We start from the raw sequence: 26227 nt of genomic DNA on the forward strand, positions 1-26227 counted from the left end.
CGCAAGGGTACACGTGATTTATGCTGCAAAAACGACAAGAGATGACGTGTCATCTCGTCATGAACTATAGGTTTGGGTAATATGTCCCGAAATTTGCCGAGTCTGGAGAATTGCAATGCGTGGTGATTTTTACAAACAGTTAAACAGCGACCTCGAGACCGCACGTGCGGAAGGGTTGTTCAAGGAAGAGCGTATTATCACGTCTGCCCAGCAGGCGGACATCACCGTTGCCGACGGCAGCCATGTGATCAACTTTTGTGCGAACAACTACTTAGGTCTTGCGAATCACCCTGAGCTGATTGCCGCTGCCAAAAACGGCATGGATACCCACGGCTTCGGCATGGCCTCCGTACGCTTTATCTGCGGAACCCAGGACAGCCACAAGCAGCTTGAGCAAAAGCTGGCAACCTTCCTCGGAATGGAGGATGCGATTCTGTACTCCTCCTGCTTTGACGCCAACGGCGGCCTGTTTGAGACCCTGCTCGGCGCAGAAGATGCCATTATCTCCGACGCCCTGAACCACGCCTCCATCATCGACGGCGTGCGCCTGTGCAAAGCGAAGCGTTTCCGCTACGCCAACAACGACATGGTTGAGCTGGAAGCGCGCCTGAAAGAGGCTCGTGAAGCGGGCGCTCGCCATGTGCTGATCGCCACCGACGGCGTGTTCTCCATGGACGGCGTGATCGCCAACCTGAAGGGCGTATGTGACCTGGCAGATAAATATGACGCGCTGGTGATGGTCGATGACTCTCACGCGGTGGGCTTTGTCGGCGAAAACGGCCGGGGCTCCCACGAATACTGCGACGTCATGGGCCGCGTGGACATCATCACCGGTACGCTGGGCAAAGCGCTCGGCGGCGCATCCGGCGGCTATACCGCTGCGCGCAAAGAGGTGGTTGAGTGGCTGCGTCAGCGCTCGCGTCCGTATCTGTTCTCCAACTCCCTGGCGCCGGCGATTGTTGCCGCTTCTATCAAAGTGCTGGAGATGGTGGAGTCCGGTGCCGGGCTGCGCGACCGTCTGTGGTCTAACGCCCGTCTGTTCCGTGAAAAAATGAGCGCAGCAGGGTTCACCCTGGCCGGTGCTGACCACGCGATCATTCCGGTGATGCTGGGCGATGCGGTCGTGGCGCAGCAATTTGCCCGCGAACTGCAGAAAGAAGGGATTTACGTCACCGGGTTCTTCTTCCCGGTGGTGCCAAAAGGTCAGGCGCGTATCCGCACCCAGATGTCTGCGGCGCATACGCCTGAACAAATTGAACGTGCGGTGGAAGCCTTTACCCGCATCGGTAAACAGCTGGGCGTCATTGCCTGAGGACGTGTGATGAAAGCGTTATCCAAACTGAAAGCGGAAGAAGGGATTTGGATGACCGACGTGCCGGAACCGGAAGTCGGTCATAACGATCTGCTGATCAAAATTCGTAAAACAGCTATCTGCGGTACTGACGTTCACATCTACAACTGGGACCAGTGGTCGCAGAAAACCATTCCTGTACCGATGGTTGTCGGTCACGAATATGTCGGTGAAGTGGTGGGTATCGGCCAGGAAGTGAAAGGCTTCAAAATCGGCGACCGCGTTTCCGGTGAAGGCCATATTACCTGCGGCCATTGCCGTAACTGCCGCGGTGGGCGTACGCACCTGTGCCGTAATACCATCGGCGTGGGCGTAAACCGTCCGGGCTGCTTCGCGGAATATCTGGTGATCCCGGCCTTTAACGCCTTCAAAATCCCGGACAATATCTCTGACGATCTGGCCTCCATCTTCGACCCGTTTGGCAACGCGGTACACACGGCGCTCTCCTTCGATCTGGTGGGTGAGGACGTGCTGGTCTCCGGTGCGGGCCCAATCGGCATCATGGCGGCGGCTGTGGCGAAGCACGTGGGTGCACGCAACGTCGTGATCACCGACGTGAACGAATACCGCCTGTCGCTGGCGCGCAAAATGGGCGTCACCCGCGCGGTGGATGTCTCGAAAGAGAGCCTGACCGACGTGATGGAAGAGTTGGGCATGACCGAGGGCTTCGACGTGGGCCTGGAGATGTCCGGCGCACCACCGGCGTTCCGCACCATGCTCGATACCATGAACCACGGTGGTCGTATCGCGATGCTGGGTATCCCGCCGTCGGATATGTCTATCGACTGGAACAAAGTGATCTTCAAAGGGCTGTTCATCAAGGGCATCTATGGCCGCGAGATGTTTGAGACCTGGTACAAGATGGCGGCGTTGATTCAGTCGGGTCTGGATCTGTCCCCGATTATTACTCACCGTTTCTCCATCGATGAGTTCCAGCAGGGCTTTGACGCGATGCGTTCCGGCCAGTCAGGGAAAGTGATCCTGAGCTGGGAGTAACAGAGAAAGCGCCTTCGGGCGCTTTTTTTACGACCTCTTCACGTTTCTTACATCCGCAATCAGATTATTTCGATTTTTCCTTCGCTTTTTTACCCGCACACTTATAAAGTTTGTTGATTATCTGTTTAAGTTTACAGCGCCTATGTTCAAGCTTACCGTTTGTTTATTGACCTGTAATTCTGCGCGTTTGCTGCGCGAGGTGATTCCTCCGCTGCTGACGGTGGCAGATGAAATTGTCGTTCTGGATTCCGGCAGTACGGATGCCACTCTTTCTATTTGCCGCGAGTACGGGCTCTCCCTTCATCATCACCCCTATGCTATGCATGGCGTGCAGATGAACCATGCAATCGATCTGGCGAGCAATGACTGGGTGCTTTGCATGGATAGCGACGAGATTCTGGACGCGGAGACTGTCGACTTTATTCTGACCCTGAAAGCCGGGGATGAACCTTCCGCCGATCGCGCCTGGCGTATCGCCCGGTACTGGCACGTGCTGGGTGAGGAGGTGCGTACAATCTACCCTGTTTCCTCCCCTGATTTCCCGGTGCGGCTGTTCAATCGTACCCAGGCTCGCTTCAACCAACGACCCGTGGATGACAAAGTTGAAGGCAAGATTGTCGCCATGAAAATGCCAGGGCGGGTGCGTCACGACACGTTTTATAACCTTCATGAAGTGTTCAACAAGCTCAACAGCTACACCACCCGGCTGGTGAAGTACCAGCCGGCTCGCCCTTCGATTGGACGCGGCATCATCAGCGCCATCGGGGCGTTCTTCAAATGGTATCTGTTCAGCGGAGCCTGGCGTCAGGGCAAGGTTGGGGTCGTGACGGGACTGTATGCCACTGCCTACAGCTTTTTGAAGTATTTCAAATCCTGGTATCAGCATCAGGAGAAAAAAGAGCCCGTTGCGAATGAGCAGACGGACTCTCAGATTGCGAAATAAGCGTCAGGCGGTCAGGCTTTCTTACCCCATCCCTGCCACTGCTGCTGGACGTATTTCACCAGCGTACTGTTACTGATGCTGTCTCCGATGACAGAGAAGAAGCGGGTCGCGTAGACCGGTTCAAGCGGCTGCTTCGGTACACAGCGCTTCACGCCGCGGAACGGATTACGCGGTGCAGTCGGCACGGGCTGTGCAGAATTCGGTGTAGAGGTATCCACTTGCGGCTCGTTAAGCAGATCGCTCGGGCGCACCAGCGTGATATCGGAAGGTAAGGTCGGCAGCATTTGCTGCAGGACGCGGACGGTCGACGGGTGCGGGTGACCGATGGCAATGGCCGAACCATTGCGGCGGGCCAGCTGTACCGCGCGATTGAACTGCATACGAATATCGGCTTCGTTCTGGGTGTCATCCAGGAACACCTTGCGCTTAATCACCTTTACGCCCGTTCCCTGAGCGGCGCGCATCGCCTGGCTGTTGCCGATGGTCATGCTGTCGAGGAAGTAGAGATTGTAACGCTCCAGCGCCTGCATCACTTTTAGCATCCCGTACAGGCTGGAGGTCATCGCGCTGCCCATATGGTTGTTCAGCCCTACGGCATACGGCACCTTGTTGTAGGCGTCGCGGATGATGCGCTCGATCTCCTCGCTGCTCATATCCGGGCGCAGGGTATCTTTTTCCAGCGGCTGCTTGCTGAGCGGGGCCATGGGCAGGTGGATGAGAACCTGATGACCGCTGCTGTGGGCTTTGGTCGCCATCTCACGCGCATGGGGGGCATTCGGCAGGACGGCGACGGAGATGGCTGACGGCATCGCCAGCACCTGATTTTCATAGTGTGGACGATAACCAAAGTCATCAATCACGATAGCGAGCTTACCTGCGTATACCGGTACAGCCAGCGCCAGCGTGCTGACGACGGAGAAAACGATTCGACGAAATTGAAGCAAAACTTATCTTCCCAACCACGGCTGTGGATTGACCGCCTGACCCTGACGACGAATTTCGAAATAGAGTGACGGGCGGCCCTGACCGCCACTGCTGCCCACAAGGGCGATGGGTTGGCCCGCGCGCACCTGCGTGCCGACGCTGACCAGTGCGCTCTGGTTGTAGCCGTAAAGGCTCATATCACCTTTACCGTGTTCGACCACCACCACCAGTCCGTAACCCTGCAGCCAGTCGGCCAGAATCACGCGACCATCGGCAATCGCTTTCACTTCGCTACCTTCAGACGCACCGATAACGATCCCTTTCCAACGTAGCTCACCCTGCAGCTGTTCGCCATAGCGATGCAGAATTGAACCACGAACGGGCCAGAAAGCCTGGCCGCGAGGTGAGCCCAGACCACCGGTACGCGACATCAGGGAACGTTCACTTTCGCTTGGCTTGTAGGTGGTGCCTTTGCGGGAGGCTTCCTGCTGCTTGTCGCGAACGGCCTGCGCCTCGCGAGCCTCTTTTTCGGCGCGCGCTTTCGCCGCGGCTTCCGCACGGGCGATGCTGTTACGCAGTTTGGATTCGTTGGCGCGCATTTCGCTCAGCTGGCTTTGCCCTTCCTGAATCGAGGACTCGAGACCGGCCAGGGTTTTCTTACGCTCGTTGCGCGCCTGCTCGAGCTTCGCCTGCTGGGCCTGCTGATCGTAGAGCAGCGTCTGCTGCTGGCTCTGCTTCTCTTCCAGTTCGGCTTTTTGCGTGGAGACCTCTTCGCGCGTCTGCTTCAACTGCGCGATCGTCTCCTGACGCGCCTGGTTCAGATAGCCAAAGTAGGCCTGCAGGCGCTGGCCGCGCTGGCTCTCTTCGCCGCTGAGGATCAGCTGGAGTCCGGTATGTTCACCCTGGCGGAATGCGGCATCAAGCTGTGCCGCAAGATTACGCTCCTGCGCATCGCGCTGGCGCTCGAGTTTGGCAATCGACGCGTTCATCTCGTCGATCTGCTTATTCAGTTGGGCGAGGGTGTTTTGCGTTTCACGGAGTTTACGCGTGGCAGCGGAGATGGCCTCTTCCTGCTGCTTAAGCTGGGCGAGCAGGGCGGCGCGCTGCTGCTGCTGCTGGCGTACCGCACGCTCTTTGGCGGCGATATCGGCCTGAATGGATTTCAGCTGGTCGCGGTCATCCGCGTGGGCGGATGCGGCGCACAGCAATACGCCAGCGCTGAGTGCGCTGGCGTAAAACAGAGGTCTGACTGATAACCTAAGCGGCTTCACGACCCATGTGATTGAAAAAATCGCCTTTCCCCTCATGGGGAGCGATTATTCCACGATGAACAGCGGCTTACCAGTCATCTCTTCAGGGATCGGCATCCCCATCAGCGACAACATGGTTGGCGCGATGTCAGAAAGCTTGCCGCCTTCTACGGCTTTCACTGATTTATCACCCACATAAATCAGCGGAACCGGCAGGTTGGTGTGGGCGGTGTGCGCCTGGCCAGTCGCCGGGTCGCGCATCTGTTCAGCGTTACCGTGATCCGCGGTGATCAGCAGCTGGCCGCCAACGGATTCAACTGCTTTCGCCACCTGCTCAACGCAGTGGTCCAGCGCTTCAACCGCTTTCACTGCCGCTTCCATCACCCCGGTATGACCGACCATGTCGCCGTTCGGGTAGTTACAGATGATGGTGTCGTACTTACCGCTCTCGATGGCCGCAACCAGTTTTTCAGTCAATTCTGCAGAGCTCATCTCTGGCTGCAGATCGTAAGTGGCGACTTTCGGGGAGTTGATCAGAATGCGCTCTTCGCCTTTGAACGGCTCTTCAACGCCGCCGTTAAAGAAGAAGGTCACGTGCGCGTATTTTTCCGTTTCGGAGATACGCAGCTGCGTTTTGTCGTTCTTCGCCATCCACTCACCGAAGGTATTGGCCAGCGAGGCAGGTGGGTAAGCGCATGGGGCTTTGATGTCTGCCGCGTATTCGGTCAGCTGGATGAAGTCGATGTTTACCACTTTCTTACGGGCAAAACCGTCGAAGTCGCTGTTGACGAACGCACGGGTGATTTCGCGCGCGCGGTCAGCGCGGAAGTTCATGAAGATCAGCGCATCGCCGTCTTCCATCGCGGCATCGGCCTGGCCTTCAGCACGGATCACGGATGCTTTCACGAATTCGTCGTTTTCATCACGTGCATAAGCTGCTTCCAGCGCTTCAACGGCGGTCGCGAACTGGAATTCCCCTTTTGCCAGGGTCAGCAGATCATAGGCCTGTTCAACGCGATCCCAGCGGTTGTCGCGGTCCATGGCGTAGTAACGACCAATGATGGAGGCCACGCGGCCTTTACCCAGCGCGGCGAATTTGTCTTCAAAGGCTTTCAGGGAGCCTTCTGCACTGCGTGGTGGCGTGTCGCGGCCGTCCAGGAAGGCGTGCAGATAGATTTTTTCCGCCCCGCGTTCAGCGGCCAGTTCAACCATCGCCATGATGTGATCTTCGTGGCTGTGAACGCCGCCGGCAGAGAGCAGGCCCATAATGTGAACGGCCTTGCCTGCGGCAACGGCTTTATCAACCGCGCCTGACAGCGTTGGGTTGGAGAAGAAGGTGCGTTCTTTGATTTCAACGTCCAGACGCGTCAGGTCCTGATACACAATACGCCCGGCGCCCAGGTTAACGTGACCGACTTCGGAGTTGCCCATCTGGCGGTCCGGCAGGCCCACTTCCAGGCCAGACGCGTCAATCAGCGTATGCGGACGTTTTGCCCACAGGGCATCCATGACCGGGGTTTTGGCGTTGAAAATAGCGTTATCCTGGCTGTCTTCACGGTAGCCATAGCCATCCAGAATCACCAGTACCATAGGTTTTTTAGAAACCGACATTGCGACAACCTCATGCTCAAGAGTCAAAATTTGCGTAATTTTACTACAGCTGAATCGATCAAATAGCCGCAGAAGATCAAAGAAAGCGCAGGGGCAAGGTGCTGACCAGACCATTTTGAGGCATTTTTTTAGGTGGCATGCCGCAGAAAATGGATTAGGTTAGGGTCGCTGGCTGTATTTGCCAGAACGCACAGGTATACTCCTGTCCTGGTTTTTTTTATCACTTAGTCGGGAGTAGTTACCCTCCATGCAAGAAATTATGCAATTCGTTAGCCGCCATCCGGTTCTGAGCATCGCGTGGATTGGCCTGCTGGCTGCTGTGCTGTTCACCACATTTAAGAGCCTGACGTCTAAGATTAAGGTTATCACCCGTGGTGAAGCGACGCGTCTGATTAACAAAGAAGATGCCGTCGTTGTCGATCTGCGTCAGCGTGACGATTTCCGCAAAGGTCACATTGCGGGCGCAATCAACCTGTTGCCAGCTGAAATCAAAGCGAACAACGTCGGTGAGCTTGAAAAACACAAAGCCCAGCCGATTATCGTTGTGGATGCGACCGGCATGCAGGCACAGGAATCTGCCAGCGCGCTTCATAAAGCAGGCTTCGAAAACGTAACGGTGCTGAAAGAAGGTATTTCCGGCTGGAGCGGGGAAAATCTTCCTTTGGTGCGCGGTAAATAAGGAGTTCAGTCATGGCCCATATTGAGATCTATACCAAAGCGACGTGCCCGTTCTGCCATCGTGCGAAAGCGCTGCTGAACAGTAAAGGCGTCACGTTCCAGGAACTGCCGATCGACGGTGACGCGATTAAACGCGAAGAGATGATCCAACGTAGTGGTCGTACGACGGTTCCACAGATTTTTATTGATGCGCAGCACATTGGCGGCTGTGATGACTTGTATGCGCTCGACGCCCGTGGTGGACTCGATCCGCTGCTGAGCTAAGAGACTTTAGGACAATTAAAAAGGGTATTTCCATGTCAGAACAAAACAACACCGAGATGACTTTCCAGATCCAGCGTATCTACACCAAAGATGTCTCTTTCGAAGCGCCAAATGCGCCACACGTTTTCCAGAAAGATTGGCAGCCAGAGGTTAAACTTGATCTGGATACCGCATCTACCCAGCTGGCAGATGACGTGTATGAAGTCGTGCTGCGTGTGACCGTTACCGCCTCTCTGGGCGAAGAAACTGCATTCCTGTGTGAAGTACAGCAGGGCGGTATCTTCTCTATTGGCGGCATCGAAGGCAACCAGATGGCGCATTGCCTGGGTGCGTACTGCCCGAACATTCTGTTCCCGTATGCACGTGAATGCATCACCAGCCTGGTTTCTCGCGGTACATTCCCGCAACTGAACCTTGCGCCAGTTAACTTTGATGCGCTGTTCATGAACTATCTGCAGCAGCAGGCTGGCGAAGGTGCTGAACAACATCAGGATGCCTGATGAGCACTGTTAATGCGTCAATGACTGTGATCGGTGCCGGCTCATACGGCACCGCTCTTGCCATTACTCTGGCAAGAAATGGTCACGAGGTGGTCCTGTGGGGCCACGACCCAAAACATATCGCCACGCTGCAGCGCGATCGTTGCAACGTCGCGTTTCTCCCGGACGTTCCGTTCCCTGACTCCCTGCACCTTGAAAGCGACCTTGCGACCGCGCTGGCGGCCAGCCGCAACATTCTGATTGTGGTTCCGAGCCATGTCTTTGGCGACGTGCTGCGTCAGATTAAGCCGCTGATGCGCCCGGATGCGCGCATTGTCTGGGCGACAAAAGGACTGGAAGCCGAAACCGGACGCCTGCTGCAGGACGTTGCCCGCGAAGCGCTGGGTGATGCGATCCCGCTGGCGGTCATCTCCGGCCCGACCTTTGCCAAAGAGCTGGCCGCTGGCCTGCCGACGGCGATTTCGCTGGCCTCAACCGATCAGGCCTTCTCCGACGATCTCCAGCAATTGCTGCACTGCGGCAAGAGCTTCCGCGTCTACAGCAACCCCGATTTTATCGGCGTGCAGCTGGGTGGGGCGGTGAAGAACGTGATTGCGATTGGTGCCGGGATGTCCGACGGCATAGGTTTTGGTGCCAACGCCCGTACGGCGCTGATCACCCGCGGTCTGACCGAGATGTCCCGCCTGGGCGAAGCGCTGGGTGCCGATCCGGCCACCTTTATGGGGATGGCTGGCCTGGGCGACCTGGTGCTGACCTGTACCGACAACCAGTCTCGTAACCGCCGCTTTGGCATGATGCTCGGACAGGGCAGCGATGTGAAAGACGCGCAGGAGAAGATTGGCCAGGTGGTTGAAGGCTACCGCAATACCAAAGAAGTCCGCGAGTTGGCGCACCGTTTCGGTGTCGAAATGCCAATAACCGAGGAAATTTATCAGGTATTGTATTGCGGAAAAAATGCGCGCGAGGCAGCATTGACCTTATTAGGTCGTGCGCGCAAGGACGAGCGCAGCAGTAACTAGTCGGAACCGTTGTCACCTGAATGACCCAGCCAGCGCAGAACTGGCTGGTCATTATACTATCGTCTGGAGTTAGCAATGCCGTGTGAAGAACTGGATATCGTCTGGAACAACATTAAAGCCGAAGCCCGGGCGCTGGCCGACTGTGAGCCTATGCTGGCCAGTTTCTACCACGCAACGCTACTTAAGCACGAAAATCTTGGCAGCGCGCTCAGCTATATGCTCGCTAACAAGCTGGCGTCCTCGATCATGCCCGCGATTGCCATTCGTGAGGTGGTGGAAGAGGCTTACGCCGCTGACCCGGAAATGATTGCGTCTGCCGCCTGTGATATCCAGGCCGTGCGCACGCGTGACCCTGCGGTCGATAAATATTCTACCCCGCTGTTGTACCTGAAAGGCTTCCACGCTCTGCAGGCGTACCGCATTGGGCACTGGCTGTGGAATGAAGGCCGCCGCGCGCTGGCCATCTTCCTGCAAAACCAGGTTTCCGTGACGTTTCAGGTTGATATTCACCCGGCGGCGAAGATTGGTCGTGGGATCATGCTCGACCACGCCACCGGGATTGTTGTCGGGGAAACGGCCGTGATTGAAGACGACGTCTCGATCCTGCAGTCGGTTACCCTGGGCGGTACCGGCAAAACCAGCGGCGATCGCCATCCGAAAATTCGCGAAGGGGTGATGATAGGCGCGGGTGCCAAAATCCTCGGCAATATCGAAGTCGGACGCGGCGCGAAAATCGGCGCAGGCTCCGTGGTGCTCCAGCCGGTTCCGCCGCATACCACCGCCGCTGGCGTACCGGCGCGCATCGTCGGTAAGCCAGACAGCGATAAGCCGTCCATGGATATGGATCAGCACTTCAACGGTATTCACCATACGTTTGAGTATGGTGACGGCATTTAACGTCTGAGAATGGCGCCCGGATAACCCAGCTGGCGCCATGCTTCATACACCACTACCGATACCGCATTCGACAGGTTCATGCTGCGGCTGTCCGGCATCATCGGAATACGGATTTTCTGCTCAGCGGGCAGGGCATCCAGAATCGTGGCCGGCAGGCCGCGGGTTTCCGGGCCAAACATCAGATAGTCACCCTCCTGATAGCTTACGGCGCTGTGCGCTGGCGTACCTTTGGTGGTCAGGGCGAACATGCGCTGCGGCTGCTCAGCTTCCAGAAACGCGGCGTAATCATGGTGGCGAATAACGGCGGTAAATTCATGATAATCCAGCCCCGCGCGGCGCAGGCGTTTGTCGTCCCACGTAAAGCCCATTGGCTCAATGATGTGCAGACGAAAACCGGTGTTGGCGCACAGGCGGATAATATTGCCGGTATTTGGCGGAATTTCTGGTTCGAATAAAACGATGTTAAGCATGCTGCCCCCTTAATTGCGGGGGCAGGATAGCAGAAAAGAGAGGACCTACGCGACGCCGGGTTCTTGCGAGCGGCTGTACAGCATTTTGTAGACAGTTGCCGCAGCGGCCACCAGGGCGGGTACGCTGAGGATCATTAAAATACGGTCTGCCTGCCACTGCATCGAAAGAAGCTGGGCGCTGGTCATGGTGCCCGCCACGCCGCCAAAGCGGCCGATCCCCTGCATCCAGGCGATGCCCGTCGCGCGGCACTCGGTGGGATAAAAGGTGGCGGCCAGGGTCTGCATGCCCGACTGCGCGCCGTTCATCGCGATCCCCATCAGGAAAATCAACCCGCCAAACAGGGCGATATGGTTATGCTCCATGCCGAGTAGCAGGATCAGCCCCATCGTCAGGATAAACCCGCCCGCGACAACCTTGTGCGCTTCCCAGCGGTCCATCATCCAGCCGGCGAGCAGAATGCCGGCCGTGCCGCCGAAGGTGAACAGCGAGGTGAGCCAGGCGGACTCCGCCAGCGCATAACCCATTCCCTGCATCAGCGTCGGCATCCAGCTCAGCAGAACGTAGTAGATGACCAGCCCCATAAAGTAGGTCACCCACAGCATCAGGGTGCCTGGCAGCCAGGGCATCGAAAACAGCTGCGACACGCTCCCTTTTTTAGACGCGACTTTCTCCTCCGCCAGGAAAAAGCCCGTGACGCCCTCCAGCGTACCGCGGGCGAACCGGCTGGCGATACGGCGAACCTGCATGACGTCTTTCCCGCGCTGCACCAGAAACTTCACCGACTCCGGCAACAGCAGTGCCAGCAGCAGCGTTAAAATCAGCGGTGCAATTGCGCCGGTCAGCAGCACGCTTCGCCAGCCGTGGTGGGGGATAAGCCAGGACGAGATCGCGCCGCCGCCCGCCGCACCCAGAGGGAAGCCGCAGTACATGGTATTAATCGCCATCGCGCGGCAGCGCTGGGGGGCAAACTCGGAGATCAGCGTAATGGCATTCGGCATGGCGGCGCCGAGCCCCAGGCCCGTCAGAAAGCGCCACAGCGTCAGGGTGTTGAGGCTTTGCGCCCAGGCCGTGCCCAGGCTTGCCAGGCCGAAGAACAGACACGAAAAGACCAGCACCCGCTTGCGCCCCATCCGGTCCGATACTGGACCGGCGATCAGCGCGCCCAACGACAGCCCCAGCAGCGCCGCGCTCAGCACCGGCCCCAGATCCTGTTTATGGATCCCCCATTCTGCCGACAGCGTGGGCGCGATGTAGCCCATTGCCGCCGTATCAAAGCCATCGATCGCCAGAACCAGAAAGCCCAGCACAATGAGTAGCCAGTGAAACCCTGAAAAGCGACTGTCGTCGATCACCTGCTGAATATCCACCTTACCTGAATAGGTCATACGCTCCCCTCTGATGTGATGTTGTTTTTGTGTTCTTGTCTTTGCTTGTCTATACAATTGCGGACGGCATGTATATGTCAAATTTTCTTATCCAATATGTTATCTGAATGTTATTTTTGGCATAAAAAAGCGCCCGAGGGGGAGATCGGACGCGTGAGAAAGAGAATTTAAAGTGGGTGTGAATTCAGGCCGCATTTCCCTGAGCAAGCGGAGCCAGCGCTGCCGGTAATTTGCTTAACTCCTGCACCAGGGAATCCTTACTGATTTCGCTAATGGTTTTCGCACCGGTCAGCGTCATCGCCACCTTCATCTCTTTTTCGATCAGGTTAAGCAGATTCGCCACGCCTGCCTGACCGGCCGTCGCCAGGGCGTACAGATACGCGCGTCCCAGCAGCACGCTGTCGGCACCCAGCGCAATCATGCGCACCACGTCCAGCCCGTTGCGGATCCCGCTGTCGGCCAGGATGGCGATATCGCCTTTCACCGCATCGGCAATGGCCGGCAGGGCGCGGGCGGAGGAGAGCACCCCGTCAAGCTGGCGTCCGCCGTGGTTAGAGACCACAATCCCGTCTGCGCCAAAGCGGACCGCATCGCGGGCATCTTCCGGGTCGAGGATCCCCTTGATCACCATCGGGCCATCCCAGAATTCGCGGATCCACTCCAGGTCTTTCCAGGAGATGGATGGATCGAAGTTGTTCGCCAGCCAGCCGATGTAATCTTCCAGCCCGGTCGGTTTGCCAAGGTAGGCCGAGATATTCCCCAGATCGTGTGGACGACCGTTCAGGCCAACGTCCCACGCCCACTGTGGATGCGTTACCGCCTGCCAGTAGCGGCGGAGCGCCGCATTTGGGCCGCTCATGCCGGAGTGCGCATCGCGGTAGCGCGCGCCGGGGGTCGGCATATCAACGGTAAAGACCAGCGTGGAGCAGCCCGCCGCTTTGGCGCGCTCCAGCGCGTTACGCATAAAGCCGCGATCGCGCAGGACGTACAGCTGGAACCACATCGGGCGCTTGATGGTTGGGGCGACCTCTTCAATCGGGCAGACGGACACGGTGGAAAGGGTAAACGGAATGCCTTTAGCATCTGCGGCGGCGGCAGCCTGCACTTCACCACGGCGGGCGTACATGCCACATAAACCGACAGGTGCGAGCGCGACCGGCATGGAAAGCGTTTCGTTAAACAGTTTTGTCTCAAGGCTCAGGTCAGACATATTCTTCAACACGCGCTGGCGCAGAGCCACCTCCGAAAGATCTTCCACGTTGCGGCGTAGGGTGTATTCGGCATACGCTCCGCCGTCGATATAGTGGAACAGGAACGGGGGCAAAATGCGCTGCGCCGCGGCGCGATAGTCACTGGCTGCTGAAATGATCATGCTTTGTTCTCCCTGGAAATATCACTGTCGCCAGGCAGACGGGTAATACGCGCCTGTCGGGCCTGGTCTTCATCGAATCGTTTGATGGTGGTATGCACGAAACCGAGATGCGCCATCATCGCTTTGCGCGCGGCTTCGGCATCACCGGCCAGAATGGCGTTGAGCACCGCCTCGTGTTGTTCGGTCAGTTGGGCAAACACCGGCGGAACCAGATACATGCGCTGGCGGCTCTGCTTCACGGAGGATTGCAGCAGGTCGAAGAACCCGCGCATGGTCTGGAGCAGCACGACGTTATGCGACGCTTCGGCAATCGCCAGGTGAAAACGCACGTCCGCCTGGGAGGCGATGTCCGGGTCGCTGCTTTGCGTGGCCTCAAAGCAGGCGATGAGTTTCTCTTTGTCGGCGTCGGTTGCCCGCATGGCCGCGTGCCAGGCGGTACTGGTTTCGATGGCGTGACGCGCTTCAAGGATGTCGAAGCTGTAGTCCGGGTCGTTCTCCATCAGCGTTTTCAGCGGCTGAACGATGTTTTGCTCGGACCAGTCGTCATGCTGCCAGCGTACAAAGGTGCCGCCGCCGCGACGGCTTACCAGCACCCCTTCGCTGACCAGCGTCGCCAGCGCCTCGCGCAATGAATTGCGCGACACGCCAAGCTGGGCGGCGAGCTGGCGTTCGGCGGGCAACTTCATGCCCGCTTCCAGCTGTTGTTCTTCAATCAGCGCCCGCACGCGAGAGGCAATCTCGTCGGACAGGCGTCTGGGCATCACTATCATGGGATCATCCAGGTTAAGACATAGGCCTGCAGGGTGGTGATCACCCCGACCATGCAGGTGAATATCAGGCTGTGTTTCACGGTAAAGCGGAACAGATCCGACTCTTTACCGACCAGTCCCACCGCCGCACAGGCAATGGCGATGGATTGTGGGGAGATCATTTTCCCGGTCACGCCGCCGGTGGTATTTGCGGCCACCAGCAGGACGTCCGACACGCCAATCTGCTGAGCCGCCGTGGCCTGCAGCGCAGCAAACAGGGCGTTAGACGAGGTATCGGAACCGGTCAGGAACACCCCCAGCCAGCCGAGGAACGGCGAGAAGAAGGTGAAGGCGTGGCTGGTATGCGCCAGCGCCAGTGCCAGCGTCGATGACAAGCCGGAGTAGTTCGAGATAAACGCGAACGCCAGCACCATGCCGATGGAGTAGATCGGCAGGAGCAGCTCTTTAACGGTCGCCGCAAAAGTCTGCACCGCAGCCGCAGGCTTCATGCGCAGCCACACCACGGAAAGAATAGCGGCAAACAGGATGGCGGTCCCGGTGGCGGAGAACCAGTCGAATTTATAGACCGCAGCATACGGCGTGGCGGCGTGCACCACAGGCGGCATACGGGCGACCATCTTGTCGAGGAACGGCACCGAAACGTTAATCACCATGTCGTACAGCGCGCCGCCCGGGGCGAACAGGGCTTTAAACGGCGGGTTAAAGCCCAGGCCCACCAGCAGCGCGGCGGTGATCGCCACCGGTGCGCCAAAGCCTGCCGCGCCTTCCAGAAACGCCCCAAAGGAGAAGCCGACAATCAGCATCTGCAGGCGCTGGTCCGGCGTAATGGAGAGAATCGACGAGCGGATAATGTCGAACTGCCCGGTTTTCACCGAGATTTTATAGACAAAGACCGCCGCGATGATGATCCACGCAATCGGCCACAGGCCGTAGAAGAAACCGTAGACGACGGAGGCCAGCGCGCGATCGACCGGCATTTTGTAGAAGAACAGCGCCACCAGCAGGGCGATGGCGACGGTGTACGTCGCGGCAAGGTAGCCCTTCAGTTTGAGCTTAATCAGCGCAAAGAAGAAGAACAGGATCGGAAGCGATGCGATCAGGCTCGACAGCCAGATATTGCCGGCCGGGTCGTAGTTTTGTTGCCAGAGGCTCATGCAGGTCTCCTGGGGACCACACAGCCTGCGCAGCGGGTGAGTCTCCGCTCATCTCTGCGTCACAGTCTGTGTAAAAGTGGTCCTGCCAATGTTGTGTTGTAGGGTTAATGACAATGAATGGTTAACCAGATGTTATGAGCTAGCAATGGTTTTGTGAGCGGAAATAATGGAATTGTGAACCGGGGGAGGATTGGTTGCGCTATTGGTTGGACCAATTCACACGAAGGGGAAAAGAGTAGGCCGGGTAAGCGTAGCGCCACCCGGCATGAAATCAGAACGCCGTCTTACAAAAACCCGTCATCTCTTTCAGGCCCATTTCGCGGCCAAGCTCGGTCATCGGGTGAACCACCACCAGACCACGGACGCTTTTCTTCAGCTTGCCCATGTCGGCCTGCTCTTTTTTGGTGATCGCACGACGGTGCGGCATGTTCATCAGCTTCTGCGCTTCTTTGCTCAGCTTCTGGCCTTTGACTTCGCGCAGGCGCTCGATCTCCGCTTCCAGCTTCGCGGTCTCTTTTTCAAGCTCGGCATACTTCTCGGCAGACTCGACCAGTGACAGGCCCGCCATCTGGTGGCGGATGAGATCCAGGCGGTCGCTCAGGCGTTTAATTTCGTTCTTTTCGACTTCTTTCATGACAAATAACTCTGAAAACGGGGAATTTACAGGGAAGGATACACCAATGTGAGCAGGCTTACTTCTGAAACGCTTTTTTTAAGCTGATTCGGGAAATCAGCTCAGTCAGGGAGAGAACCATCGTGGAACGGACAACCTGTTGATAACGCAGCTTTTGCATCGCGTAGAGCTCAGGGTCGCTGTTATCAAACTGCGGTGCCGGAGGAAGCGCGGTGACGCAGTGCAGCTCGCCGAACGGCCCCAGGATTTCATCGTCGGTAAAGGTGTATTCATTACCGTCATGATTGAGTTCTTCGCGCAGCGCCATTAGCAGCTCCGCATCTTCATATTCTTGTCGGTTCAGCACGCCAAGACCATAAATCAGCTTCAGACGCACGGATAAATCGCCCAGCGGTCCGTCTCCGTCCAGTAACGGTTCTACAGCATATTTTACCGCGTAGTCGTCTTTGCGAAACACCTGAAGCACCAGGATATTCACCGCCTCGGTTAACAGCTCGACGGCGGCAATCAGGAAACTTCGTACGGTTTTGCCAGCATTCAGACGCTCAAGCACACGATTTTCAAAGGCCTGGGTTTGTTCCATTATTGCCTGCATATCTGACAATCTGTTATCCGGGCGCAGGCTAACCTGCGCCGCATTGTGCATCATTTGGTTGCGTTGTATGCGTTAACCGCCTCCACAACCACGTCGCTGTTGGCGTCCAGACCGGAAATCTGCGCCAGCGCAGCCTGCGCGCCCTGGGTATCAATCAGCTGAGCCAGTTCCTGCGCCTGCGGGTCCTGCTCGCTGCGGTAGTGCATTGCGGCGGCAATCCCTTTCACCAGATTGGCATGCGGCAGGCCGTATTCCAGCGTGCCCAGCAGCGGCTTAATCAGGCGGTCGCCCGCGCTCAGCTTACGCAGCGGCTGGCGGCCCACGCGCTCAACGTCATCTTTCAGATACGGGTTTTCAAAGCGACCGAGGATTTTCTGGATGTATGCTGCATGTTTATCCGCATCGAAACCGTAGCGTTTAATCAGCACCGCGCCGCTCTCTTCCATTGCCCCTTTTACCACCGCGCGGATCTTCTCATCGAGGATCGCGTCACGAATGGTCTGATGACCGGCCAATTTTCCGAGGTACGCGGTTATAGCATGCCCGGTGTTCAGCGTGAAGAGTTTGCGTTCGACAAATGCCATCAGGTTATCGGTTAATTCCATTCCCGGAATGGTCGGCAGCGCGCCTTTAAACTGGGTTTTATCGACGATCCACTCGCTGAAGGTTTCTACGGTCACTTCCAGCGGATCGTTGGTCGCGGATTCGGAAGGCGGAACGATGCGATCCACGGCGGAATCCACAAAACCCACGTGCGCTTCAACCCAGGCTTTGTCTTCGTCTGCCACAGCGTTGAGCACGTGGCCTTTCAGCTGCGTGGTGCCGCGCACCATGTTTTCACAGGCGATGATGTTCAGCGGGATGTCGATACCCTGCGCTTTACGTTTTGCCAGGCCTTTCGCGACCGCAGGGGCGATACGCTCAAGCACAACCGGACCTACGGCGGTGGTGACCAGATCGACGCTGGCGATAAGGTCAATAACGTCGTCGCCGATACTGCTGACCGCGTTGACGCCAGATACTGTCTCAACCTGCTCGTTTTCACCGACCACATGGACCTGATAGCTATGACGGGCATTCAGGGCATCCAGGACAACCTGATTCACATCGGCGAATGTCAGGGTAATGCCCGCGTCTGCCAGCAGTTTACCGATAAAACCACGACCGATATTACCTGCGCCAAAATGTAATGCTTTCATAGTGTTAACCTTCATCAATGTTTTTACCCGAGAGGGCTGGGGTGAGGAACGTTTTCCCCTCACCCTAGCCCTCTCCCCGGGGGGGAGAGGGAGGAGTACCGTTATTTGTTAAGCAGAGCCAGAACTTCTTCAACGCTGGTGGTGTTGGCCAGACGCTCAATGACGGACTCATCATCCAGCGCGTTGGTCAAGCTGGTAATCACCTGAATGTGCTCGTTGTTGCGAGCGGCGATACCAATCACCAGACGGGCGATGTCGTCTTCTTCTTCACCGAAGCGCACGCCCTGCGGATACTGACAGAATACGACGCCGGTCTTCAGGACACGATCTTTCGCTTCAACCGTACCGTGCGGCACCGCGATGGATTCGCCCAGGTAGGTCGGGGTCAGTTTTTCGCGTTCCAGCATCGCGTCGACATATTCAGGCTGAACGTAGCCGCCTTTCACCAGCTGCTCACCGGCAAAGCGAATTGCTTCTTCTTTGGTGGCCGCGGTACGACCGAGGAAGATGTTTTCCGCACCCAGCTTAAACAGGTGGGCGTTGCTCTCGTCAAAACTGTCCTGCAGGCTGGAGCGCACTTTCACCTCGTTGTCTTCGTGACGCTGAGCGGCAACCAGACGTTCGGTCAGGCTGGTATACAGGCCGCTGTCGAGGAAGTTGGTCAGCGAAATGTGCTGTGCCTGTGGTACCTGACGCATGGCGCGTTCGGTCAGATCGCGGTGCGTGATAACCAGGTCAACATCCGGCGGCAGGCTGTTAATGGCGCTGTTGGTCACGGAGATGTTGGTCAGGCCCGCATCCTGCACTTTCTTACGCAGCACGCCTGCACCCATTGCGCTGGAACCCATACCGGCGTCGCAGGCAACGATGATTTTACGCACGTGGCTCAGGTCGTTAGAGACATCACCGGCTGCCAGTGGCGTCGCGCCTTTGGATTCGGCTTTCATGTCGTGCATACGACGGGTTGCGGCTTCGATGTCATCATCTTCTTTCACTTTGCTGGTTTTCAGCAGGATAGAAGAGACCACGAAGGAGACGGCCATTGCCGCAAAGATAGCCGCGAGGTTCGCGAAGTAAGCGCCTTTTGGCGTCATCGCCAGTACCGCCAGGATAGAACCCGGAGAGGCCGGAGAAACCAGACCGCCGCCCAGCACGCTCAGGGTGAACACACCGGTCATACCGCCGAGGATAACGGCCAGGATCAGACGTGGGTTCATCAGCACATAAGGGAAGTAAATTTCGTGGATACCGCCCAGGAAGTGGATGATCGCCGCGCCGCCAGCAGACTGTTTTGCGCTGCCACGGCCAAAGAAGATGTACGCCAGCAGAACACCCATACCTGGACCCGGGTTGGCTTCAATCAGGAAGAAGATAGACTTGCCGAGATCGTGAGACTGCTGGATACCCAGCGGCGAGAAGATGCCGTGGTTGATGGCGTTGTTCAGGAACAGGATTTTCGCCGGTTCAACGAAGATAGACGCCAGCGGCAGCATCTCGTGCGCCACCATGAAGTTAACGCCTGCCGCCAGAATTTTGGACAGCACTTCAACCGCAGGGCCAATGCCCAGGAACGCCAGAATGGCGAGGATCATCCCGATGATGCCCGCAGAGAAGTTGTTCACCAGCATTTCGAAGCCGGATTTGATCTTACCATCAACCCAGACGTCGAATTTCTTAATCGCCCAGCCGCCCAGAGGACCGGCAATCATCGCACCGAGGAACATCGGCATATCTGCACCGACGATAACACCCATGGTTGTGATAGCACCCACGACGCCACCACGGTCACCGCCCACCAGACGACCCCCGGTGAAACCGATGAGCAGCGGCAGGAGATAGGTAATCATTGGGCCAACAAGTTTCGCCAGCGTTTCGTTAGGCAACCACCCTGTCGGAATGAACAATGCGGTGATGATACCCCACGCGATAAACGCGCCGATATTTGGCATCACCATGTTGCTGAGGAAACGACCAAAGCTTTGAACTTTGATCTTGAAATCGGATGACATAAAACACCCCTTCTTCTGTTTACGCTTAGGCTTGTGGCCCGAGGTTTATTGTTAATGAGGCGGCAGAGGTAGCCGGACCCTGTTCTGATGCTGTGAAATCTGGCACTGAATCGTTCAACTGTCCAGACAGGGAAAATTTGTGTGATGCGCGTCACGTAAAGGCAGGGGGTAGGGATATCAATGAAGTGATCTCAATCACAAAATTTGCGGGCAAAAAAAATACAATGGCGACAAAAAAAGCAAAATCCACCCTTTTATGTGATTGTCATCACGTTTTGTTCTGGTGGATTTGTTTCTGGATTGTGACTGATTTCACAAAATATTTTTATGCGGATTTCTCCGGCTGTGATCGGCGGCAAACTCTGCTTCGCGATTCAGCGCCAGGATGAGATTGCACGACACGATAAGCTAAAAAACCACTTTTGATGTGTGGTATGGCGAAAAGTTAAAAGGTGGATTACGCTCATATTGTAAGGTTAAGTCTATTATTATTCAGGATATATTTTGACACGCTTATAAACTTGCATGGAGATATTATAAAAACCGATACTCCCCGGCTCGGAAATAGTGAGCACAACCCCGTGTTTATAAAAAATTAATTAGGTTGCGTACCGTTTTATTAATTTAATGAGTTGACGTTGTTTAAGTGAGGAGAATATGTTTCTCAACTATTTTGCGCTGGGCGTATTGATTTTTGTATTTCTGGTTCTCTTTTACGGAATCATCGCCATCCATGATATTCCTTATAATATGGCCAAAAAGCGTAACCATCCGCATGCCGATGCCATTCATACGGCTGGCTGGATTAGCCTGTTTACGCTTCATGCCATCTGGCCATTTCTGTGGATTTGGGCCACGCTGTACCGCGAGGATCGCGGCTGGGGCATGCAAAACCACATCACAAAGCCTGATGAGGTCCCGGGCATGGATGCGCTCGCCAAACGCGTGGCGGAACTCGAACAAAAGCTGGCCGCGGTAAAGCCTGCTGCTGATAAGAACACGCTGGAGCGCTAATCATGGATCTGTTGATTATTTTGACCTACGTGGCATTTGCCTGGGCCATCTTTAAAATATTCCGAATTCCGGTCAACCAGTGGACGCTTGCCACCGCAACATTAGGCGGCGTATTTATTGTTGCCGGACTTATTCTGTTAATGAACTATAACCACCCGTATACCTTTACGGCGCAAAAAGCGGTTATTTCTATTCCAATCACGCCGCAGGTGACCGGTGTGGTCAGCGAAGTGACCGATAAAAATAATCAGCTAATTAAAAAAGGCGAAGTGTTATTTAAACTGGATCCAGGCCGCTATCAGGCGCGCGTCGACAGACTTCAGGCCGACCTGGTGACCGCGACGCACAATATCGATAATCTGAAGGCGCAGCTGGCGGAAGCCGTTGCCAATACCACGCGCGTCTCCGCTGAACGCGATCGCCTGTATAAAGATTATCAGCGCTACCTGAAAGGCAGTCAGGCGAAGGTCAATCCGTTCTCTGAAAGCGATATCGACAACGCGCGTCAGAACTATCTGGCACAGGATGCGCTGGTGAAAGGCTCCGTGGCTGAACAGGTGCAGATCCAAAGCCAGTTAGACAGCATGGTGAACGGTGAACAGTCGCAGATTGCGTCGTTACGCGCCCAGCTTGCCGAAGCCAAATACAATCTGGACCAGACCGTGGTGCGCGCGCCGAGCAATGGTTATATCACTCAGGTACTGATTCGTCCGGGAACCTATGCCGCCGCGCTGCCTTTGCGTCCGGTGATGGTCTTTATCCCTGAACAGAAGCGTCAGATTGTGGCCCAGTTCCGCCAGAACTCGCTGCTGCGTCTGAAGCCGGGCGATGAAGCGGAAGTGGTGTTTAACGCGCTGCCGGGCCAGGTGTTCTCCGGGAAGCTCACCAGTATTCTGCCGGTGGTGCCGGGGGGAACCTATCAGGCGCAGGGCGCGCTGCAGTCGCTGACGGTGGTGCCGGGAACGGACGGCGTTCAGGCGCTTATTGAGCTGGAACCCAACGCCGAAGTCGATGCCCTGCCGGACGGTATCTATGCCCAGGTGGCGGTCTATTCGGACCACTTCGCCCACGTCTCGGTTATGCGTAAAGTACTGCTGCGTATGACCAGCTGGATGCACTACCTCTACCTCGATCACTAATCCTTCCAGGGCAGGAATGCGACATGCAGACCTGCCCTTTTTTCATCGCTTGATCCATACTGACTTTTTTCCGGCATCAAGGATCAGGCAATGAAACTCATCGGCAGCTATACCAGTCCCTTCGTGCGAAAAATCTCGATTCTCCTGCTGGAGAAGGGGATTGAATTTGAATTCGTGAATGAACAGCCCTACAACGCGGAAAACGGCGTCGCGCAGTACAACCCGCTGGGGAAAGTGCCAGCGCTGGTCACGGACGAGGGCGAATACTGGTTTGATTCCCCGATTATTGCGGAGTATATCGAGCTGCTGGGCGTTGCCCCGGCAATGCTGCCAGCAGACCCAAAAGCGGCGCTGGCGGTGAAGCAGGTTGAAGCCCTTGCCGATGGTATTATGGATGCGGCGTTAACCTCCGTAAGGGAACAGGCAAGGCCCGCTGCCCAGCAGTCGGAAACGGAACTGTTACGCCAGCGGGAAAAAATCAGCCGCAGCCTGGACAGATGCGAACAGCTGATCCGGGAGGGTAAGATCGACACCGACAGCCTGAACCTGGGGACCATCGCCATCGCCTGCGCGATTGGTTATCTCAACTTCCGCCGCGTCTCCCCGGGCTGGTGCGTCGACCGTCCGCTGCTGGTGAAGCTTGCAGACACGCTGTTTAGCCGCGAGAGCTTTGCCCGTACCGAACCGCCAAAGGCTTGACGCGGGTTATAACACTTCGCCGTCGGAGGCGGTACAATCCCCTCACATGTTAACTCCCTCTCCCGTCGGGAGGGGGGAAGATATTTACTCGCCAGGCGCTTTCATGACTACTCATCATTCGCTGTACAGCCAGATCCCCGCTACCGACCGTCTTCTTCGCGAACCCCGCATTCATGCTGTTGTTGAGCGTTTCGGCCATACCGCGACGGTGGAAATGTTACGCCTGCTTCAGGACGAAGCCCGCTGCGCGATTCAGGCAGAAAACGCCTTGCCCGACTGGTGTAGCGCGTGGGAGCAGGAAGTTGAACAGCGGCTGGATGAGAAGGCGCAAAGCGCGTTACGCCCGGTGATAAACCTGTCGGGTACCGTGCTGCATACCAACCTGGGGCGCGCGCAGCAGGCGGAAGAGGCCGTTGCCGCAGTCGTGCAGGCCATGCGAACGCCCGTGACGCTGGAGTACGATCTGGACGGCGCCGGGCGCGGGCACCGCGACCGCGCGCTGGCGGAGCTGCTGTGCCAGCTGACCGGCGCGGAAGATGCCTGCATTGTGAATAACAACGCCGCCGCGGTGCTGCTGATGCTGGCGGCCACCGCCAGTGGTAAAGAGGTAGTGGTGTCCCGCGGCGAGCTGGTGGAGATTGGCGGAGCGTTTCGTATTCCGGACGTGATGCGCCAGGCAGGCTGCACGCTACATGAAGTGGGCACGACAAACCGTACCCATGCGAAAGACTATCGCGCGGCGGTGAATGAAAATACCGCCCTGTTGATGAAGGTTCACACCAGTAATTACCATATTGAAGGCTTCACCAAAACGGTTGAAGAGGCGGAGCTGGCGGCGATTGGGCGCGAACTGAATATACCGGTGATTGCCGATCTCGGCAGCGGCTCGCTGGTGGATCTGAGCCTGTACGGGCTGCCAAAAGAGCCGATGCCGCAGGAGATGATTGCGGCGGGCGTTAGCCTGGTCAGTTTTTCCGGCGACAAACTGCTGGGCGGGCCGCAGGCCGGGATTATCGTCGGCAAGCGCGAGCTAATTGCGCAGCTGCAGCAGCACCCGCTTAAGCGCGCCCTGCGCGCCGATAAAATGACGCTTGCCGCGCTGGAGGCGACGCTGCGGCTCTATCTCCACCCGGAAAAACTGGCTGACCGTCTGCCCACGCTGCGTCTGTTAAGCCGCGATGCCGCCTCGATGCGCGCCCAGGCCGAACTGCTGCTGCCGCGCGTCGCCGAGCACTACCCCGATTTTGACGTTCGCATTGAGCCCTGCCAGTCGCAGATTGGCAGCGGGTCGCTGCCGGTGGACAGGCTGCCGAGTGAGGCGCTGACGTTCACGCCGCGTGACGGGCGCGGCAGCCAGCTTGAGGCGCTGTCGTCGCGCTGGCGCGGTCTCTCGACGCCGGTTATCGGGCGGATTTACGACGGCCGAATGTGGCTGGATCTGCGCTGCCTTGAAGATGAAGAGCGATTTCTGGAGATGTTGTTGAAATGATTATTGCCACCGCCGGTCACGTCGACCACGGAAAAACCACGTTACTGCAGGCCATTACCGGCGTAAACGCCGATCGCCTGCCGGAAGAGAAAAAGCGCGGCATGACCATCGATCTGGGCTATGCCTACTGGCCCCAGCCTGATGGTCGCGTGCTGGGCTTTATTGATGTGCCGGGGCATGAAAAGTTTCTGTCCAACATGCTGGCGGGCGTGGGCGGCATCGATCATGCCCTGCTGGTGGTGGCCTGCGATGACGGCGTGATGGCGCAAACCCGCGAGCACCTGGCGATCCTGCAGCTAACCGGCAACCCGCAGCTGACCGTGGCGCTGACCAAAGCCGATCGCGTGGATGATGCGCGCATCAGCGAGGTACGCGAAACGGTCCAGGCGACCTTGCGGGAGTATGGTTTTGCCGACGCATCGCTTTTTGTCACCGTGGCGACAGAAGGACGTGGCATCGACGAACTTCGCCACCATTTGCAGCACCTTTCATCACGCGACCACGCCAGCCATCATCGTTTCCGTCTGGCGATCGATCGGGCGTTTACCGTAAAAGGTGCGGGGCTGGTCGTGACCGGCACCGCGCTGAGTGGTGAAGTCAGCGTGGGAGATACGCTCTGGCTGACGGGCGTGAACAAACCGATGCGCGTGCGCGGACTGCACGCACAAAACCAGCCCGCTGACCGTGCCCACGCCGGGCAGCGTATCGCGCTGAACATTGCCGGGGATGCGGAAAAAGAGCAGCTGAACCGCGGAGACTGGCTGCTGGCCGATGCCCCGCCGGAACCGTCTGAACGCGTGATTGTCTCCCTGCAGACACACATGCCGTTGACCCAATGGCAGCCGCTGCATATTCACCACGCGGCCAGCCATATCACCGGGCGCGTGTCGCTGCTGGAAAACGACCTTGCCGAGCTGGTATTCGATTCGCCGCTCTGGCTGGCAGATAACGATCGTCTGGTACTGCGTGACATTTCTGCAAGGGAAACGCTGGCGGGCGCGCGCGTGGTGGCGCTTAACCCACCCCGACGCGGCAAGCGTAAGCCGGAATATTTGCAGTGGCTTGCCGCGCTGGCAGACGCCAGAGAGGATAACGCCGCGCTGCGGGTGCACCTCGATCGCGGGGCGGTGAGTCTGCGTGATTTTGCATGGGCGCGCCAACTGAGTGGGGAAGGCTTACGGCAGCTGACCCAGGAGCCGGGCTTTATTCAGGCTGGCGACAGCCTGCTCAATGCCCCGGTTGCTGCGCACTGGCAGCGTAAGATACTGAACACGCTGGCGACTTACCATGAACAGCATCAGGACGAGCCTGGCCCGGGGCGCGAACGTCTGCGACGCATGGCGCTGCCGATGGAAGACGATGCGCTGGTGCTGCTGCTGATCGAAAACATGCGCGAAAGCGGCGTGATTAAAAGCCACCACGGCTGGCTGCACCTGCCGGATCACAAGGCCGGGTTCACCGCCGAGCAAGAGGCCATATGGCAAAAAGCGGCCCCGCTGTTTGGCGATGAGCCGTGGTGGGTTCGCGATCTGGCTCGCGAAACCAACACCGACGAGCAGGTGATGCGCCAGGTATTGCGCCATGCGGCGCAGCAGGGGCTAATCGTCGCGATCGTGAAAGATCGTTACTACCGTAACGATCGCATTGTGGCGTTTGCCAACCTGATCCGCGAACTGGATCAGGCGCGCGGCTCGACCTGCGCAGCGGATTTCCGCGATCGGCTGAACGTGGGGCGCAAGCTGGCGATCCAGATCCTGGAATACTTCAACCGCATCGGCTTTACCCGCCGTCGCGGTAACGATCATTTATTACGCGATTCGTTATTATTTCCTGAAACGAAAACCGGAATTAATACAGAATAAGA

25 protein-coding genes are annotated in these 26227 nt (G+C 57.2%); 13 read left to right on the plus strand and 12 right to left on the minus strand.

The genetic code is table 11. The features are described from left to right. Positions 1–115 precede the first annotated feature (115 nt). The 3 genes from kbl (at position 116) to ABFV38_RS00560 (ending at position 3290) form a co-directional block, all read left to right on the plus strand. Complete coding sequence (gene kbl, locus ABFV38_RS00550) at positions 116–1312, plus strand: glycine C-acetyltransferase (RefSeq protein WP_048028122.1); 1197 nt, start codon at positions 116–118, stop codon at positions 1310–1312. A 9-nt stretch (positions 1313–1321) separates the two neighbouring features. Then, positions 1322–2347 (plus strand): L-threonine 3-dehydrogenase, encoded by a 1026-nt coding sequence (gene tdh, locus ABFV38_RS00555; protein ID WP_024906616.1) that lies wholly within the window; start codon positions 1322–1324, stop codon positions 2345–2347. A gap of 142 nt (positions 2348–2489) precedes the next feature. Continuing rightward, positions 2490–3290, plus strand: a complete 801-nt coding sequence (locus ABFV38_RS00560) for a glycosyltransferase family 2 protein (protein WP_045907904.1) — start codon at positions 2490–2492, stop codon at positions 3288–3290. Positions 3291–3301: 11 nt separating this feature from the next. On the opposite strand, the gene ABFV38_RS00565 is transcribed toward ABFV38_RS00560, so the two are convergent. The 3 genes from ABFV38_RS00565 to gpmM are packed head-to-tail and all read right to left on the minus strand — an operon-like array spanning position 3302 to position 7075. Further along, the gene (locus tag ABFV38_RS00565) at positions 3302–4234 is read right to left on the minus strand and encodes a divergent polysaccharide deacetylase family protein (protein WP_348958165.1); all 933 of its coding nucleotides are present in this window, start codon (positions 4232–4234) and stop codon (positions 3302–3304) included. Between the two features lie 3 nt (positions 4235–4237). Then, complete coding sequence (gene envC, locus ABFV38_RS00570) at positions 4238–5497, minus strand: murein hydrolase activator EnvC (protein WP_025910576.1); 1260 nt, start codon at positions 5495–5497, stop codon at positions 4238–4240. Positions 5498–5530: 33 nt separating this feature from the next. Then, positions 5531–7075 (minus strand): 2,3-bisphosphoglycerate-independent phosphoglycerate mutase, encoded by a 1545-nt coding sequence (gene gpmM / locus ABFV38_RS00575; RefSeq protein ID WP_023345210.1) that lies wholly within the window; start codon positions 7073–7075, stop codon positions 5531–5533. 247 nt (positions 7076–7322) lie between these two features. Here gpmM and ABFV38_RS00580 point away from each other — a divergent pair, with 247 nt between their 5' ends. The 5 genes from ABFV38_RS00580 to cysE all read left to right on the plus strand — a co-directional run bounded on the left by ABFV38_RS00580 (position 7323) and on the right by cysE (position 10433). After that, positions 7323–7754 (plus strand): rhodanese-like domain-containing protein, encoded by a 432-nt coding sequence (locus ABFV38_RS00580; protein ID WP_023309913.1) that lies wholly within the window; start codon positions 7323–7325, stop codon positions 7752–7754. Positions 7755–7765: 11 nt separating this feature from the next. Beyond that, positions 7766–8017: a glutaredoxin 3 gene (grxC, locus tag ABFV38_RS00585; RefSeq protein WP_008502715.1), complete on the plus strand. Its 252-nt coding sequence runs from the start codon at positions 7766–7768 to the stop codon at positions 8015–8017. 32 nt (positions 8018–8049) lie between these two features. Continuing rightward, entirely contained in the window at positions 8050–8517 is a 468-nt protein-coding gene (gene secB / locus ABFV38_RS00590; RefSeq protein ID WP_003860835.1) for a protein-export chaperone SecB, read from the plus strand. Beyond that, entirely contained in the window at positions 8517–9536 is a 1020-nt protein-coding gene (gene gpsA, locus ABFV38_RS00595; protein ID WP_045907901.1) for an NAD(P)H-dependent glycerol-3-phosphate dehydrogenase, read from the plus strand. Before secB ends, gpsA begins: the two co-directional genes overlap by 1 nt. Positions 9537–9611: 75 nt before the next feature. After that, complete coding sequence (cysE, locus tag ABFV38_RS00600) at positions 9612–10433, plus strand: serine O-acetyltransferase (protein WP_008502718.1); 822 nt, start codon at positions 9612–9614, stop codon at positions 10431–10433. Here the strand turns inward: cysE and trmL are convergent. The 9 genes from trmL to ABFV38_RS00645 all read right to left on the minus strand — a co-directional run bounded on the left by trmL (position 10430) and on the right by ABFV38_RS00645 (position 20022). After that, the gene (gene trmL, locus ABFV38_RS00605) at positions 10430–10903 is read right to left on the minus strand and encodes a tRNA (uridine(34)/cytosine(34)/5-carboxymethylaminomethyluridine(34)-2'-O)-methyltransferase TrmL (protein WP_045907900.1); all 474 of its coding nucleotides are present in this window, start codon (positions 10901–10903) and stop codon (positions 10430–10432) included. The genes cysE and trmL overlap by 4 nt on opposite strands. A 45-nt stretch (positions 10904–10948) precedes the next feature. Beyond that, on the minus strand, positions 10949–12289 hold the full coding sequence (locus tag ABFV38_RS00610) for an aromatic acid/H+ symport family MFS transporter (protein ID WP_348958168.1): 1341 nt from the start codon (positions 12287–12289) through the stop codon (positions 10949–10951). A 184-nt stretch (positions 12290–12473) separates the two neighbouring features. Continuing rightward, positions 12474–13661, minus strand: coding sequence for a quinone-dependent L-lactate dehydrogenase (gene lldD / locus ABFV38_RS00615; RefSeq protein ID WP_023334042.1), 1188 nt, complete (start codon positions 13659–13661; stop codon positions 12474–12476). Continuing rightward, complete coding sequence (gene lldR / locus ABFV38_RS00620; protein ID WP_023294814.1) at positions 13658–14431, minus strand: transcriptional regulator LldR; 774 nt, start codon at positions 14429–14431, stop codon at positions 13658–13660. Before lldR ends, lldD begins: the two co-directional genes overlap by 4 nt. Continuing rightward, positions 14428–15585 carry an L-lactate permease gene (locus ABFV38_RS00625; protein WP_348958170.1) on the minus strand — a complete coding sequence of 386 codons (1158 nt, stop codon included), beginning with the start codon at positions 15583–15585 and terminating at the stop codon, positions 14428–14430. The genes lldR and ABFV38_RS00625 overlap by 4 nt, the downstream gene beginning before the upstream one ends. A gap of 271 nt (positions 15586–15856) precedes the next feature. Further along, complete coding sequence (locus ABFV38_RS00630) at positions 15857–16219, minus strand: YibL family ribosome-associated protein (RefSeq protein WP_021242435.1); 363 nt, start codon at positions 16217–16219, stop codon at positions 15857–15859. Positions 16220–16277: 58 nt separating this feature from the next. Further along, positions 16278–16868 (minus strand): mannitol operon repressor MtlR, encoded by a 591-nt coding sequence (gene mtlR / locus ABFV38_RS00635; RefSeq protein ID WP_045907898.1) that lies wholly within the window; start codon positions 16866–16868, stop codon positions 16278–16280. Beyond that, positions 16865–18013, minus strand: a complete 1149-nt coding sequence (gene mtlD / locus ABFV38_RS00640; protein ID WP_348958172.1) for a mannitol-1-phosphate 5-dehydrogenase — start codon at positions 18011–18013, stop codon at positions 16865–16867. The genes mtlR and mtlD overlap by 4 nt, the downstream gene beginning before the upstream one ends. Before the next feature lie 101 nt (positions 18014–18114). Next, on the minus strand, positions 18115–20022 hold the full coding sequence (locus ABFV38_RS00645) for a PTS mannitol transporter subunit IICBA (RefSeq protein WP_045907896.1): 1908 nt from the start codon (positions 20020–20022) through the stop codon (positions 18115–18117). Between the two features lie 657 nt (positions 20023–20679). On the opposite strand from ABFV38_RS00645, the gene ABFV38_RS00650 reads away from it, so the two are divergent. The 5 genes from ABFV38_RS00650 (at position 20680) to selB (ending at position 26225) form a co-directional block, all read left to right on the plus strand. Further along, entirely contained in the window at positions 20680–21036 is a 357-nt protein-coding gene (locus ABFV38_RS00650) for a DUF3302 domain-containing protein (RefSeq protein ID WP_024906600.1), read from the plus strand. A 2-nt stretch (positions 21037–21038) separates the two neighbouring features. After that, positions 21039–22175, plus strand: a complete 1137-nt coding sequence (locus tag ABFV38_RS00655) for an HlyD family secretion protein (RefSeq protein ID WP_025758413.1) — start codon at positions 21039–21041, stop codon at positions 22173–22175. A gap of 90 nt (positions 22176–22265) precedes the next feature. Then, positions 22266–22874 (plus strand): glutathione S-transferase, encoded by a 609-nt coding sequence (locus ABFV38_RS00660; protein ID WP_045907894.1) that lies wholly within the window; start codon positions 22266–22268, stop codon positions 22872–22874. A 103-nt stretch (positions 22875–22977) separates the two neighbouring features. After that, positions 22978–24363, plus strand: coding sequence for an L-seryl-tRNA(Sec) selenium transferase (gene selA, locus ABFV38_RS00665; protein WP_348958174.1), 1386 nt, complete (start codon positions 22978–22980; stop codon positions 24361–24363). Then, positions 24360–26225, plus strand: a complete 1866-nt coding sequence (selB, locus tag ABFV38_RS00670; RefSeq protein WP_348958176.1) for a selenocysteine-specific translation elongation factor — start codon at positions 24360–24362, stop codon at positions 26223–26225. Before selA ends, selB begins: the two co-directional genes overlap by 4 nt. Positions 26226–26227 lie beyond the last annotated feature (2 nt).

This window comes from Enterobacter cloacae complex sp. Mu1197, assembly GCF_040059225.1.
In the GTDB taxonomy this organism is placed as follows: Bacteria; Pseudomonadota; Gammaproteobacteria; order Enterobacterales; family Enterobacteriaceae; genus Enterobacter; species Enterobacter quasiroggenkampii.

Bases quoted from the DNA above. Each gene is read 5' to 3' on its own strand.
- kbl (WP_048028122.1), top strand. From the start codon at position 116: ATGCGTGGTGATTTTTACAAACAGTTAAACAGCGACCTCGAGACCGCA.
- tdh (WP_024906616.1), top strand. From the start codon at position 1,322: ATGAAAGCGTTATCCAAACTGAAAGCGGAAGAAGGGATTTGGATGACC.
- ABFV38_RS00560 (WP_045907904.1), top strand. From the start codon at position 2,490: ATGTTCAAGCTTACCGTTTGTTTATTGACCTGTAATTCTGCGCGTTTG.
- gpmM (WP_023345210.1), bottom strand. From the start codon at position 7,075: ATGTCGGTTTCTAAAAAACCTATGGTACTGGTGATTCTGGATGGCTAT.
- ABFV38_RS00580 (WP_023309913.1), top strand. From the start codon at position 7,323: ATGCAAGAAATTATGCAATTCGTTAGCCGCCATCCGGTTCTGAGCATC.
- grxC (WP_008502715.1), top strand. From the start codon at position 7,766: ATGGCCCATATTGAGATCTATACCAAAGCGACGTGCCCGTTCTGCCAT.
- secB (WP_003860835.1), top strand. From the start codon at position 8,050: ATGTCAGAACAAAACAACACCGAGATGACTTTCCAGATCCAGCGTATC.
- gpsA (WP_045907901.1), top strand. From the start codon at position 8,517: ATGAGCACTGTTAATGCGTCAATGACTGTGATCGGTGCCGGCTCATAC.
- cysE (WP_008502718.1), top strand. From the start codon at position 9,612: ATGCCGTGTGAAGAACTGGATATCGTCTGGAACAACATTAAAGCCGAA.
- trmL (WP_045907900.1), bottom strand. From the start codon at position 10,903: ATGCTTAACATCGTTTTATTCGAACCAGAAATTCCGCCAAATACCGGC.
- ABFV38_RS00610 (WP_348958168.1), bottom strand. From the start codon at position 12,289: ATGACCTATTCAGGTAAGGTGGATATTCAGCAGGTGATCGACGACAGT.
- lldD (WP_023334042.1), bottom strand. From the start codon at position 13,661: ATGATCATTTCAGCAGCCAGTGACTATCGCGCCGCGGCGCAGCGCATT.
- lldR (WP_023294814.1), bottom strand. From the start codon at position 14,431: ATGATAGTGATGCCCAGACGCCTGTCCGACGAGATTGCCTCTCGCGTG.
- ABFV38_RS00625 (WP_348958170.1), bottom strand. From the start codon at position 15,585: ATGAGCCTCTGGCAACAAAACTACGACCCGGCCGGCAATATCTGGCTG.
- ABFV38_RS00630 (WP_021242435.1), bottom strand. From the start codon at position 16,219: ATGAAAGAAGTCGAAAAGAACGAAATTAAACGCCTGAGCGACCGCCTG.
- mtlR (WP_045907898.1), bottom strand. From the start codon at position 16,868: ATGATGCACAATGCGGCGCAGGTTAGCCTGCGCCCGGATAACAGATTG.
- mtlD (WP_348958172.1), bottom strand. From the start codon at position 18,013: ATGAAAGCATTACATTTTGGCGCAGGTAATATCGGTCGTGGTTTTATC.
- ABFV38_RS00645 (WP_045907896.1), bottom strand. From the start codon at position 20,022: ATGTCATCCGATTTCAAGATCAAAGTTCAAAGCTTTGGTCGTTTCCTC.
- ABFV38_RS00650 (WP_024906600.1), top strand. From the start codon at position 20,680: ATGTTTCTCAACTATTTTGCGCTGGGCGTATTGATTTTTGTATTTCTG.
- ABFV38_RS00655 (WP_025758413.1), top strand. From the start codon at position 21,039: ATGGATCTGTTGATTATTTTGACCTACGTGGCATTTGCCTGGGCCATC.
- ABFV38_RS00660 (WP_045907894.1), top strand. From the start codon at position 22,266: ATGAAACTCATCGGCAGCTATACCAGTCCCTTCGTGCGAAAAATCTCG.
- selA (WP_348958174.1), top strand. From the start codon at position 22,978: ATGACTACTCATCATTCGCTGTACAGCCAGATCCCCGCTACCGACCGT.
- selB (WP_348958176.1), top strand. From the start codon at position 24,360: ATGATTATTGCCACCGCCGGTCACGTCGACCACGGAAAAACCACGTTA.